Raw genomic sequence first — 11937 nt, 5'->3', positions numbered from 1 at the left:
GCATAGTTTTCCTTGATGTCCTGCGCCAGCACGGGGGTCGCGACCAGATTGTCGGTCGGAATGTCGAAGAAACCCTGGATCTGACCGGCGTGCAGATCCATCGTCAGAACGCGGTCGGCGCCGGCGCGGGTGATCAGATTGGCCACCAGTTTGGCCGAGATCGGCGTGCGGCCGCCGGTCTTACGGTCCTGACGCGCATAGCCGAAATAAGGAATGACGGCCGTGATCCGTTTCGCCGAGGCCCGCACCAGGGCGTCGGTGATGATCAGCAGCTCCATCAGGTTGTCGTTGGCCGGATAGGAGGTCGACTGCAGGATGAATACGTCCTCGCCGCGGACGTTTTCCTCGATGATGGCGAAGACCTCGTTGTCGGCGAACCGCTTGACCTGGGCCTTGGTCAGGGGCGCGTCCAGGTGGTCGGCGATCGCCTGGGACAGTGCGCGGTTGGAGTTGCCTGAGAGCAGCTTCATCGGCCGGTCATCCTTTCGCCGTCATCCGCCCCCCATGAACGGCGGTCGGTTGGCGCGCTCTTTACCAGTGGAGCCGGGCAGGGCAAGTCGTATGCTGAGTTTTCCTCGGCATGGCGCGGCTCGGTTGCGGGTGCTAGAGGTCGCCGCGTTGGTTTCCGGGGAACGGCTTCAGGGCCGTCCTTCACACGTCATGGGGTCGTCCTTGTCCGCTTCTAAGTTCCGTTCCGGCATGGTGCTGATGGCCGCGGCGCTCGCCGCAGTGACGATTTCAGGCTGCTCGGGCACCAAGCGTCCCAAGCTGGCCTATGAGGAACGTCCGGTCGAGGCGCTCTACAACACCGGCTATGATCGGCTGCAGCAGCGCCGCTGGTCCGACGCCGTGGACTATTTCCAGGAAGTCGAACGCCAGCATCCCTATTCGGACTGGGCGCGTCGTTCGATCCTGATGCAGATCTACGCCTACTATCAGAATAACGCCTATGCCGACGCCATCGCGGCGGCCGACCGGTTCATCCAACTGTTCCCCGGCAATCCGTCGGCGTCCTACGCCTTCTATATGAAGGCGGTCTGCAATTTCGAGCAGATCACCGACGTGGGGCGCGATCAGGGTTACGCCACCGCCGCCCTGGCGGGTCTGAAGGATGTCTCGCGCCGCTATCCGGGCACGCCCTATGCCTCGGACGCCGCCGTCAAGATCGACATGGTCAACGACCAGCTGGCCGGCAAGGAAATGAACATCGGCCGCTACTATCAGCGCGCCAACCAGCCGCTGGCGGCCCTGAACCGCTACAAGGCCGTGATCGCCAACCCGGACTTCCAGCGCACCTCGCACACGCCCGAAGCCCTGTATCGCCTGGTCGAGGTCAACCTTCAGCTGGGTCTGAAGGAAGAGGCGACGCGGAACGGCGCGGTTCTGGGCTACAACTATCCGGGCAGCCCCTGGTACGCCGAGGCCTATGCGCTGCTGACCGAAAACGGTCAGACGCCGGACAAGGCGCCCGAGGGCAAGCGCGAAAGCTGGCTGCAGCGGATCATTCCGGGCTGATCACGCGACGGCTTGTGCAATCCGGCGGGGATCGGGATTCTGTCGGTCATGATTCGTTCCGCCGGCGCCTGACGCGATGCTGACCGCCCTTTCCATTCGTGACGTCGTCCTGGTGGACGTGCTCGATCTCGAGGTCGAGAATGGCCTGACCGTGCTGACCGGCGAAACCGGAGCCGGCAAGTCGATCATTCTGGACGCGCTCGGCCTGGCGCTCGGCGGGCGCGGCGATGCAGGCCTGGTGCGCAATGGCGCCAAACAGGCGGTTGCCACAGCTGTCTTCTCCGCCCCCGACGATCCCGATCTGCTGGCCCTGATCGCCGACAAGGGATTCGATGTGCAGCCGGGGGAGGATTTGATCCTGCGACGGGTGCTGGGCGCCGACGGTCGCAGCCGGGCCTATGTCAATGATCAGCCGGCCGGTGTGACGGCCGTGCGCGAGATCGGCGCGGCCTTGGTCGAGGTGCATGGACAGCATGAGACGGTGGGCCTGCTGGATTGGCGAACGCACCGCGCGTCGCTGGACGCTTATGGCGGACTGCAGCCTCAGTTGTCGGCGGTCGCGTCGGCCTCCGCCAAGCTGAAGGCCGCCGAGGCGAAGCTGGCCGAGCTGAAGGCGCAGGCGGCGGACGCCGATGCGCGGCGCGAAGAGATCAGCCTGAACCTCTCCGAACTGGATGCGCTGGATCCACGCGCCGACGAAGAGACGGAACTGGCAGGCGAACGCGCCCTGCTGGGCGCCGCCGAAAAGGCCATCGCCGATCTGGGCGACGCGCGCACCCAACTAGGCGGCGACAAGCTGAGCCAGAAACTGGGCGCGGCGTTGAGAGCCGTCGAACATGCGCGCCAGCGGGCCGGGCAGGCGGGCGCCGAGGGCGATCATCCGGTCATCGTCAAACTGTCAGCCGCCGTGGAGGCGATCGACCGCACCATGGTCGAGGCGGCGGAGGCCCTGGCCGCCGTGGACGCCGCCGCCGACGCCTTCGACTATGAGCCCGGCCGTCTGGACAAGGCCGAGGAGCGGCTGTTCGCCCTGCGCGCCGCCGCCCGCAAGCTGCACACCACCGTCGACGCCCTGCCGACCCTGCGCATTCGCCTGCGCGAGCAGCTTCGGCTGATCGAGGATGGGGAGGAGGCGCTGACCAATGCCGGGCGCGAGGCGGCCGAGGCGGCGGAAGCCTATGATCTGGCGGCCACTTTCCTGACCTCGGCGCGGGAAGCGGCCGCCGAACGGCTGACCGCCGCCGTCATGGGCGAGTTGGGCCCGCTGAAGCTGGAGCGCGCGCGGTTCCGCGTGGCTCTGGAGCCGATCGAGGGCCGACGCGGGCCGGACGGCGTCGAGACGGTGCGCTTCCAGATCGCCACCAACGCCGGAACCGACTTCGGCCCGCTGGACGCCATCGCCTCGGGCGGCGAACTGGCGCGTTTCGCCCTCGCGATGAAGGCCGCTCTCGCGAGCCGCGAGGACATGCGTCAGCCCGTGATGATCTTCGACGAGGTCGATCAGGGCGTCGGCGGCGCGGTCGCCGAGGCTGTGGGGTCGCGCCTGAAACGCCTGTCGAACGGCGCCCAGGTCCTGGTCGTAACGCACAGTCCGCAAGTCGCCGCGCGCGGCCATGCCCACTGGAAGGTGATGAAGGCCGACCGCGACGGCCTGACCACCACCACCGTCGTCGCCCTGGACGACCAGCGCCGTCAGGAGGAAATCGCCCGAATGCTGTCCGGCGCCGAGATCACCGACGAAGCACGCGCAGCGGCGCGGGCCTTGATCGGCTGACTGAACTTTTTAGACGCCCAGGATCCAGCCTTCTTCCTGTTCGACCTGCGCGATCAGCTCGGGCGTGGCGTCCTTGGGCGGGGCGAACGCCTTGGCCAGGTCGCCGACCTCGTCCATCCGGGCGAGCGCCTCGGCCGTGGAGCGGACCTGGGCCTGGTCCTTGAACTCACCGGGTTGAGGCTTGGTCTCGTGCATCGACGGCCAGACCTCGACAACCAGGGCCGACAAGGGTTCCACGTCCTCGGACGTCAGCGCGCGCCAGCCGGTGCCGAAGGGCCAGACGGCGCCTGACGGGCCGAGGCTTTCCAGAAGCCGCCGCACAGCCGGGATGCCGACCAGGGTCTGGCCGCCCACGGCGCCGGCGCCGTGCATCTGCCACACGCTCTTGGGCTGAAGCCGGCCCTTGCGAGCCGCGTTTTCGGTGGCGCGGAACTCGGGGATGTCGGCGCCGGAGCCTGCGGGCGGTTTCGTCGTGGTCAACCAGCGCTGGGCCTGTTTGGCCGGCGCTCCCCACAGAGGCCAGGCCTCGTCGGTCATCAGCCGGTTCATCTTGGCCGCGACCTGGTAGCGGTTGTTGGTGTTGTCGGCCTTGTCCACGATGTTGGAGGCGATGAATTTCCACATCAACTGCCACGGGGCCTGCCCCGCCGTCCCGTCAAGCTTCAGGCGCGCAGCCGTGCCGGCGGGATAGCCGAAGTTGAAGTCCAGCCCGACCAGCACCCGATCGCCGCGCTTTCTGTGGTCCGCCAGAATCGAGGCCAGCAGGGCTTCGCCTTCGGCCCGGGTCGCGACATTGTGCGTCTCGGTATAGAGGCGGAAACGCACGTCGCGTTTGGCCACGCCGATCCACAGCGAGGTGTCGCCGAGCTTCTTGGTTTCGGCGGCGGTCCAGTCGGCGACGATATAGGCGTCGAAAAGGCGGGCCAAGGCGGCCTCCCTGATAAAGGCGTGTCGGTTAGGAGTGAGCCGGGCTTCTAACGCCGCATCGCGGCGACTGAAAGGCCCATGCGGCGCCTCAGCCTTTCAGCAGGGCCTCCAGATGCGACAACCAGCGGCGACCGAGACGCAGCGCCTCGCCCGGCGAGCCGGTCTGGACGGGCAGGGCGGCGTCCCACAGGGCCAGTTCGAACTCCGGATGGCGGGCGTCGGCGAACATCAGCCGCAACACGACCTGTTCGGCATCGGGGGCCAGCACGTCCAGCGACTTGCGCGCCTCGCCCCGGCGAATGCGGGCGACCACGTGGCCGTCCACGATGATCTCGCCCCCCTCGACCTCATCGAAGGCGTAGACCAGGCCATGGGCGCCGTTGGCCCACAGCACGACGACCTGTTCGACGTCGAAGTTCAAGGCGCAGGCGCGACCTTCGCCCGGCGACAAGGCCTCGACTTCCGGCGCGGCGCCCAGGGTCTTGAGCATGGCGCGGTGCAGGCGGCGTGGCGGCTCCATCCACCACGACAGCGCCAGGGCCAGGGTCGTCAGCAGGGCCGCCGCGAGGGCGATCAGCAACACCACCCGCAACACGTCGGCCATGGTCGTCAGGCCTCCAGATCGAGATCGACCACCACGGGGACGTGGTCGCTGGGTTTTTCCATGTCCCGGGCGTCACGGTGGGTTTCGATTCCTCGGAACCGGTCGGCGGCCTGTGGCGACAGCAGGGCGAAGTCGATGCGGATGCCATGGTCCCGCTGCCAGGCGCCGGCCTGATAGTCCCAAAAGGTGTAGGTGCCGGCCGGTTCGCCGCCGATCTCGTGCGCGTCGGCCAGACCCAGGTTCTTCAGAGCGCGGAAAGCCTGGCGGCTCTGAGGCTGGAACAGGGCGTCGTCGGTCCAGGCGGCCGGATTCTTGGCGTCCTCGGCCTCGGGGATGACGTTGTAGTCGCCGCACAGGGCCAGCGGCTCCTCGAACGCCAGCAGATCCTGGGCATGGCGGTTCAACCGATCGAACCAGGCCAGCTTGTAGGCGAACTTCTCGGTCCCGATCGGATTGCCGTTCGGCAAATAGATGGCGCCGACGCGAATGGGCCGGGGCGCCTCGACCAGAGCCTCGATATAGCGCGCCTGTTCGTCAGTCTCGTCGCCAGGCAGGCCGCGCCGGATGTCGGACAGCGGATACTTCGACAGCAGGGCGACGCCGTTGTAGCTCTTCTGCCCGTGGGTCTCGACATTGTAGCCCAGGCTCTCGAAAGCCTCGCGCGGGAACTTCTCGTCCACGCATTTGATCTCCTGGAAACAGGCGACGTCGGGGGCGGCCTGCTCCAGCCACGCCAGCACGGTGGGCAGGCGGGCGTTGACGGAGTTCACGTTCCAGGTGGCGATGCGCATGGCGACGACGCTAGGCTGCGTCTCGGTTTTGGAAAAGAGGGCGCAAAATAAAAGGGCCGCCGGATCGCTCCGACGGCCCTTTCGTCTGGTCTCTGTCGTCGTTTATGGGCGACCGCCGGCAGGGGCTGGCGCAGCGGCCGGAGCCGCAATTGTCAATTTGCAGCCGCCGCCGATGCGTTGTGCCGTGGCGCAAGGGTAGATTTGCTGAACCGCGTTTTCGGCGTTCACGCGGGCGATGACGCCATCGGCCCCTTCACACTTGGCTTCATAGAACATGCCGTTTGCGTTCTGCCCCATCAGACGGGCTTCGACGACGTTGCAGGATGCGGCTTCCGAGCCAGCGAGGAGCGTTTTTACGAAGGTGGCGTTTTCGGCCGTGGTCGTGAATTCGCAGGCGCCGTTCTCGGCCAGGACCTGAAGGCACGGCGTCTTGCTCCAAACGCCGGCGTCTTGCCTGATCCAGAAGCCCGGACCGTCGGAGCACCCGATTTCGTAGACCACAACACCGCCGTTGGACTGTCCCAGCACCTTGGTCTGATCGACCGCACAAGGAACGCCGGCCTGTTGGGCGTATTCGCGCAAGAACTTGTCGGTGTCGGTGTTGGCGGCGATCGTGCATTGCAGGCCGACATCGGCGGCGGGATCGCGTTCACGTGCCACGCGCGCCGAATAGGCGAGCGCAATGCAGCTGGTCGCGGACGGTGGTGTCTTCGATTCGATGATGAAGCCAGGACCCGTGGCGCAGGCTACCTCATACACCGACGTCTTGTCGGCGGTTTGCCCAAGCAGCTTGGCTTCACTGACCTGACAGTTGGCGCTGGCCAAGGTGGCTTGTTGCTGCGCGGCCGCCAAAATCTCTACTGCCGTGGGCGGTACCGGTTGACGCTCGCGTCGCGGTTGGTTGTTGCTGGGGCGCTGAACACGCGACGGTGTCACCCGTTCGCTGGGGGCTTCGATCCCGTTTCGAGATCCTGCAGGCCCATACCCCGTTGACGGCGTCGTTTGCGCAAAGGCAGACACGGAAATCGCGCTGAAAACGAGCGCTGTCGTTGCGGCGAATATTCGAGCTTTCATATCGACACCCAGATTTGTCACTACCGACTACGTGACGTCGTATTGGCACGCGGTCAAGGCGAGTGTGGACGGCGGCAAGGGACACGGGCTAAGTATCTGCGCGTTTCGATTGGAGACTGACTTGGCTGATGGGACGGCGCCGACAACGGCCGCGAAGGATGGGCGGGGGCTGATCTATCCGTTCGACGCCGTGCCCGGCGCGGGCGCGGCGATCGAAGTCGCGCGCGGCGTGCTGTGGCTACGGTTCGCCCTGCCGTTTCAGCTGGATCATGTGAATGCCTATGCGATCCGGGACGGCGACGGCTGGGTCGTCCTTGATACGGGTCTGAAGACATCGGGTACCGTTGCAGCGTGGGAGACGGCGCTGGATGGCGCGTTGGGCGGTCGTCCGGTGACGCGGCTGATCTGCACCCATATGCATCCCGATCACATCGGACTGGCGGGCTGGCTTTGCGAGCGGTCGGGCGCGCCGCTGCTGATGTCGCGACTGGAGTATGTGACCGCTAGGATGCTGATGGCCGAGGAGGCGGGCGACGCGCCTGCGGACGGCGAGCGACACTATCGTGCGGCGGGGTGGAACGATGAGCAGGTCGCGCGCTGGCGGGCGGACTACGGCGGGTTCGGCAAGGGCGTGGCGACAATGCCGCGCAGCTATCTGCGACTGTCCGACAGCGATATCGTTCAGATCGACGGAGACGATTGGACGGTGGTCGTCGGGTCAGGCCACAGCCCGGAACATGTCTGCCTGTGGCGGCGGTCGGACGACGTCTTCATCGCCGGGGATCAGATCCTGCCGCGCATTTCCTCCAATGTCTCGGTCTGGTCGACGGAGCCGGAAGCCGACCCTCTGGGTGACTGGATGGGCTCGCTGGACAAGCTGAGGGCGCTGTTGCCGGAGGGCGCGTTCGTCCTGCCGGCGCATGGCGAGCCCTTCTACGGCGTGCATGCGCGGCTCGATGCCCTGAAGCGAGGGCATGAGGTCGCGCTGAAACGGCTTGAGCGGACGTTGCGTCAACCGTCTAGGGTGGTCGACGGCTTCTCCGCCGTCTTCGGTCGAGTGGTCGGGGATGGGGTGCTGGGTATAGCCACAGGCGAGGCTCAGGCGCATCTGAACTATCTGGAACGACGCGGCCGCGCCCAGCGGACGCGGGACGAGAGCGGCGTCGACTGGTGGAGCGCCGTCGCACAGGACGAGGAAACGACGTGAGCGAACATATCCGCAGCGAACTGATCGACGGCGTCCTGACCGTCACCCTGGACCGGGCCGACAAGAAGAACGCCATCACCCAGGCCATGTATTCGGCCCTGGCCGAGGCGACGGAGCGGGCCCGCACGGACGATGCAGTGCGCGTACTGCTGCTGCGGGCCGAGGGCGACAGCTTCTCGGCCGGCAACGACATTCAGGACTTCATCGCCTTGGGATCGCAGGGCGCGGGACCGGGCGACATGCCCGTGTTTCGCTTCCTGAAGGCGCTGGCGGACCTGGACAAGCCGGCTGTGGCCGCCGTGAAAGGGCGGGCGGTCGGGATCGGTCTGACCATGCTGCTGCACTGCGATCTGGTAGTGGTCGCCGAGGACGCATTGCTGTCCGTGCCCTTTGTCAATCTGGCCTTGGCGCCGGAGGCGGCGTCCAGCCTGCTGTTGCCGGCCGTGATCGGTCATCAGCGGGCCTTCGAACTGTTTGCGCTGGGCGAGCCGCTGGATGGCCGGACAACCCTGGCGTGGGGTATCGCCAATCGCGCGGTCCCGGCCGATCAGGTCGAGGCGACGGCGGCGGAGCTGGCGGCCAAGGTGGCTGCTCGAGCGCCCAACTCGATCCGCAAGACCAAGCGGCTGATGCGTGACGCAGAAGGTCTATGGGCCCTGATGCAGCGCGAGGGCGAAGCCTTCGGCTCTCAGATGAAGAGCCCCGAAGCGATGGAGGCCTTCATGGCCTTTACACAAAAGCGGGCGCCGGACTTTTCGAAGGCGGGTTGAGCGGTCGTCGCAAGGCCTTGCCTTGATTTGGTGCAGCTTTGCTTCTAGGTGCGCGCGCCGATGTCGCACGCCCTTTCCATACCTCCGGCCTTAAGCCGTATCGAAGCCGAGACCCCGGCCGACGCCGAAGGCGTGGATGCGTTGGTCATGGCCGCCTTTGGGCCAGGACGGTTCGCCAAGACGGCCGAGCGTCTGCGTGAAGGTTCGCAGCCAAGCGCGGGCTTTGTCGTGAAGCGGGACGGGGAAGTGGTGGGCTCGGTGCGACTGTGGCCTGTCGTGGTTGGAGACACCTCGGCCCTGTTTTTGGGACCGATCGCGGTGGACGCCGGCCGCCGTAGCGACGGTCTGGGCACCGAACTAGTTCAGGCGTGCGTGGATCACGCACGGACGCTGGACGTCGGCGGCGTGCTGCTGGTCGGGGACGCGGCCTATTTCGGGCGGTTCGGATTCGCCCCTGCGCCTGAGGCGATCCTGCCCGGACCTGTGGATCGCCGCCGCGTCCTGTGGCTGGCGACCGGGGTGAATCAGGTTTCGGGTTCGGTTCGCATCGGCTGACCCTTTCCCGCACGGTTCGCGGGGCCTAAGTCAGGGGGATGGATAATCCCAAGTCAGGACTGAACGCTGTCGCCGAGGCGGCCAAACAGGCGCCTGGCAAGGGTTTGCCGCCGGTCCACCTGTGGCATCCCGAGCATTGCGGCGACATCGATATCGTCATCCGGACGGACGGCGTCTGGATGCACGAAGGCTCGCCCATTGGCCGCAGGGAATTGGTGCGGCTGTTCTCGACGGTGCTGAGGAAGGACCCGGACGGCTATCACCTGGTCACGCCGGTCGAAAAGCTGCAGATCACCGTCGAGGATTTGCCGTTCCGGGCTGTCGCGATGCGGCGGGAGGGCGACGCTCTGATTTTCACCACCGATGTCGGCGACGAGGTGACGGCGAGCGAGGCCGATGCCATCGTCGTCGAAACCGATCCCGCGACGGGTGAGCCGGCGCCGCGCATCCATGTGCGCCGCGATCTGTGGGCGCGCATCGCGCGGTCGGTCTTCTATGAAATGGTCGAAATGGCCCAAGAGGTCGATGGACGCCTGGTCGTTCGGTCGGGCGGCCAGGTCTTCTCGCTGGGCGCGGTGACGTGAGCCTGGAGACCTTAAGGGCGCGGCTGGTCGATCGGCTGGCGCCGGTCGAGACGTGGCGGCCTGAACTGGTCGCGGCGCGGTCGGACTTCGACCTGAACCCGCAAGCGACACGGACGGCCAAGGAACTTCGGCCAGCGGCGGTGCTGATCCCCATCGTGGCGCGGCCCGATGGGGCCACGGTGCTACTGACGCGGCGCGCCGACACCCTGGCGCGGCACACGGGGCAGATCGCCTTCCCGGGCGGTCGGCTCGACCCCGGCGAAACCGCAGTTCAGGCGGCGCTGCGTGAAGCGGACGAGGAGGTGGCGCTGGACCCGTCGGCGGTCGAGGTGCTGGGCCTGTCGGACGCCTATGAGACGGGGACCGGATTTCTGGTGACGCCGGTGATCGGCTGGCTACGCGAGGCGCCGGTCACGACGCCGTCGCCGGACGAGGTCGCCGAGGTGTTCGAGACGCCGTGGGACTTTCTGATGGACGCCGCCAACCATCGTCGCGACTTTTACGATCTGGATGAGGGCTTGCGACGCTGGTTCTGGGCCATGCCCTGGGGCGAGCGCTACATCTGGGGCGTGACGGCGGGGATCCTGAAGGCTTTGCACGTCCGGCTGTATGGCGACGAGGCTGCGCCGGAAGCGGCGGCCGACGAGGACGCGGCATGAGCGTCTCTGTGAAGGGACAGCCCTGGCTGGAAAGCCAAGCGACGGGGGCGGTGATGCGAGCGCTAGAAGCGGCGGGCGGTGCGGGCTGCGCGCGGTTCGTCGGCGGCTGCGTGAGGAACAGTCTGCTGGGGCAGCCGGTCGACGACATCGACATCGCCACGCGCTTGTGGCCCGAACAGACCATGGCGGCGCTGGACGCGGCGGGGTTGAAGGCCGTGCCGACCGGCGTCGAGCACGGCACGGTGACGGGCGTGTCGGAGCGGCGTCCCTATGAGATCACGACCCTGCGTCGTGATGTGGAGACGGACGGGCGCCGTGCGGTGGTCGCCTTCACCGAGGACTGGGCCGAGGATGCGGCGCGGCGGGATTTCCGGCTGAACGCCCTTTACGCCGATGCGGCAGGGACGGTGTTCGATCCGACGGGCGGCGGGCTGGAGGATGCGGCGGCGGGACGCATCGTTTTCGTCGGCGAGGCGGAGACGCGCATCCGCGAGGACTACTTGCGCATCCTGCGATTCTTCCGGTTCTACGCCTGGTACGGGCGGGGTGAGCCGGACGCGGTCGGACTGGCGGCGTGCGCGGCGCTGAAGGGCGGCATGGCGCAGCTGTCGGCCGAGCGGGTGTCCAAGGAGGTGTTGAAACTGCTGGCGGCGCCCGACCCGCGTGCGGCGGTGCGGGCGATGGCCAAGACCGACGTGCTGGCTGAAGTGCTGCCGCAGGCGCAGCCGCTAGCGCTGTTCGAGGCGATGTGTGAACTGACCGACGATCCGGTGATGCGGTTGTCGGCCTTGCTGCCCGCAGATGCGGGAGGTGTGGCGGAGATCGCGGGTCGTCCGAGATTGTCGAACGCGGTGCGAGATCGGCTGGCGGCGGCGGTGGCGGACGGGCCTGCGGTTTCGCCGACGATGAGCGACGCCGAGGCGCGGGCGGCGATCTACAGGCTGGGACGCAGGACGTTCGAGGATCGGCTGATGCGCGCTGAGGCGGCCGGCGGGGGCGATGGCGCGCGGCTGCGGGTGCTGGCCGCCGATTGGACTCCGCCCAAGATGCCGGTGGGGGGGCGCGATCTGGCGCGTCTGGGCCTGACGCCAGGGCCGGAGACAGGACGGGTGTTGAAAGCGTTCGAGGACGGTTGGATCGCTGACGACTTCCCTGCCGAGGGCCATGAGGCGCGGCTGAAGGCCCTTATCCCGACTGAGCGCGGGTGAACTCGGTGACGACGGGGCGGTGGTCGGATCCCGTCGGCTCGCCCAGGCGGCGCGTGATCAGGGCCAGATCCGGCGAACGATAGACCTGGTCGATGGTGATGCCGGCGAAGGCTGGAATCTGGCTGGGCCAGGTGCCGGGCCAACTGGGCGCGGGGATCAGGCCCAGGTCGGACTGGATTTGTTTGCCGATACGAGCGCTGGAGACGCTGTTGAAATCTCCGGCGGCGATAGTGGCATGCTCTGGCGCGGCCTTCATCCGCTCGGCCAGG

Annotated in this window: 14 protein-coding genes; 8 read left to right on the top strand and 6 right to left on the bottom strand. The window is 67.2% G+C overall.

Going from position 1 to position 11937, the window contains the following annotated elements; all coding sequences use genetic code 11:
• Positions 1 to 470: ribose-phosphate diphosphokinase (prs, locus tag RT123_RS02925; protein WP_313007760.1), on the bottom strand; the 470-nt coding region annotated here is incomplete at its 3' end.
• Positions 471 to 660: 190 nt separating this feature from the next.
• On the opposite strand from prs, the gene RT123_RS02920 reads away from it, so the two are divergent.
• The gene (locus RT123_RS02920; protein ID WP_039245588.1) at positions 661 to 1515 is read left to right on the top strand and encodes an outer membrane protein assembly factor BamD; all 855 of its coding nucleotides are present in this window, start codon (positions 661 to 663) and stop codon (positions 1513 to 1515) included.
• Between the two features lie 76 nt (positions 1516 to 1591).
• Positions 1592 to 3289 (top strand): DNA repair protein RecN, encoded by a 1698-nt coding sequence (gene recN, locus RT123_RS02915; RefSeq protein ID WP_313007757.1) that lies wholly within the window; start codon positions 1592 to 1594, stop codon positions 3287 to 3289.
• A gap of 9 nt (positions 3290 to 3298) precedes the next feature.
• On the opposite strand, the gene RT123_RS02910 is transcribed toward recN, so the two are convergent.
• From RT123_RS02910 to RT123_RS02895, 4 genes are all read right to left on the bottom strand, one after another.
• A complete protein-coding gene (locus tag RT123_RS02910; protein ID WP_313007755.1) occupies positions 3299 to 4216 on the bottom strand; it encodes a cobalamin biosynthesis protein CbiG in 918 nt (305 codons plus the stop codon).
• An 88-nt stretch (positions 4217 to 4304) separates the two neighbouring features.
• Complete coding sequence (locus RT123_RS02905; RefSeq protein ID WP_055753176.1) at positions 4305 to 4820, bottom strand: hypothetical protein; 516 nt, start codon at positions 4818 to 4820, stop codon at positions 4305 to 4307.
• A 5-nt stretch (positions 4821 to 4825) separates the two neighbouring features.
• Complete coding sequence (xth, locus tag RT123_RS02900) at positions 4826 to 5611, bottom strand: exodeoxyribonuclease III (protein WP_313007753.1); 786 nt, start codon at positions 5609 to 5611, stop codon at positions 4826 to 4828.
• A 102-nt stretch (positions 5612 to 5713) separates the two neighbouring features.
• Complete coding sequence (locus tag RT123_RS02895) at positions 5714 to 6706, bottom strand: hypothetical protein (RefSeq protein ID WP_313007751.1); 993 nt, start codon at positions 6704 to 6706, stop codon at positions 5714 to 5716.
• Positions 6707 to 6806: 100 nt separating this feature from the next.
• Here RT123_RS02895 and RT123_RS02890 point away from each other — a divergent pair, with 100 nt between their 5' ends.
• From RT123_RS02890 to RT123_RS02865, 6 genes are read left to right on the top strand one after another with little or no spacing between them, the layout of a single operon-like run.
• Positions 6807 to 7892, top strand: a complete 1086-nt coding sequence (locus RT123_RS02890) for an MBL fold metallo-hydrolase (RefSeq protein ID WP_313007749.1) — start codon at positions 6807 to 6809, stop codon at positions 7890 to 7892.
• Entirely contained in the window at positions 7889 to 8662 is a 774-nt protein-coding gene (locus RT123_RS02885) for an enoyl-CoA hydratase (protein WP_313007747.1), read from the top strand. The genes RT123_RS02890 and RT123_RS02885 overlap by 4 nt, the downstream gene beginning before the upstream one ends.
• Before the next feature lie 60 nt (positions 8663 to 8722).
• Positions 8723 to 9217, top strand: a complete 495-nt coding sequence (locus tag RT123_RS02880) for an N-acetyltransferase (RefSeq protein ID WP_313007745.1) — start codon at positions 8723 to 8725, stop codon at positions 9215 to 9217.
• 38 nt (positions 9218 to 9255) lie between these two features.
• Positions 9256 to 9801, top strand: coding sequence for a DUF1285 domain-containing protein (locus tag RT123_RS02875; protein ID WP_313007743.1), 546 nt, complete (start codon positions 9256 to 9258; stop codon positions 9799 to 9801).
• On the top strand, positions 9798 to 10460 hold the full coding sequence (locus RT123_RS02870; protein ID WP_313007741.1) for a CoA pyrophosphatase: 663 nt from the start codon (positions 9798 to 9800) through the stop codon (positions 10458 to 10460). Before RT123_RS02875 ends, RT123_RS02870 begins: the two co-directional genes overlap by 4 nt.
• Positions 10457 to 11668: a CCA tRNA nucleotidyltransferase gene (locus RT123_RS02865; protein WP_313007739.1), complete on the top strand. Its 1212-nt coding sequence runs from the start codon at positions 10457 to 10459 to the stop codon at positions 11666 to 11668. Before RT123_RS02870 ends, RT123_RS02865 begins: the two co-directional genes overlap by 4 nt.
• Here RT123_RS02865 and RT123_RS02860 read toward each other — a convergent pair.
• Positions 11646 to 11937 (bottom strand): endonuclease/exonuclease/phosphatase family protein (locus RT123_RS02860; protein WP_313007737.1); only part of this gene is annotated, 292 nt, incomplete at its 5' end. The two genes, RT123_RS02865 and RT123_RS02860, sit on opposite strands and share 23 nt — an antisense overlap.

It is taken from the genome of Brevundimonas vesicularis (genome assembly GCF_032067225.1).
Classification (GTDB): domain Bacteria; phylum Pseudomonadota; class Alphaproteobacteria; order Caulobacterales; family Caulobacteraceae; genus Brevundimonas; species Brevundimonas vesicularis_F.
The sequence above is the reverse complement of the archived record's forward strand: the minus strand, read 5'-3'. Positions and strand labels throughout refer to the sequence as shown.

What these genes read in the sequence shown, in the direction of transcription:
- RT123_RS02880 (WP_313007745.1), top strand. Translation starts at nt 8,723, where the DNA reads ATGTCGCACGCCCTTTCCATACCTCCGGCCTTAAGCCGTATCGAAGCC.
- xth (WP_313007753.1), bottom strand. Translation starts at nt 5,611, where the DNA reads ATGCGCATCGCCACCTGGAACGTGAACTCCGTCAACGCCCGCCTGCCC.
- RT123_RS02920 (WP_039245588.1), top strand. Translation starts at nt 661, where the DNA reads ATGGGGTCGTCCTTGTCCGCTTCTAAGTTCCGTTCCGGCATGGTGCTG.
- RT123_RS02875 (WP_313007743.1), top strand. Translation starts at nt 9,256, where the DNA reads ATGGATAATCCCAAGTCAGGACTGAACGCTGTCGCCGAGGCGGCCAAA.
- recN (WP_313007757.1), top strand. Translation starts at nt 1,592, where the DNA reads ATGCTGACCGCCCTTTCCATTCGTGACGTCGTCCTGGTGGACGTGCTC.
- RT123_RS02905 (WP_055753176.1), bottom strand. Translation starts at nt 4,820, where the DNA reads ATGGCCGACGTGTTGCGGGTGGTGTTGCTGATCGCCCTCGCGGCGGCC.
- RT123_RS02865 (WP_313007739.1), top strand. Translation starts at nt 10,457, where the DNA reads ATGAGCGTCTCTGTGAAGGGACAGCCCTGGCTGGAAAGCCAAGCGACG.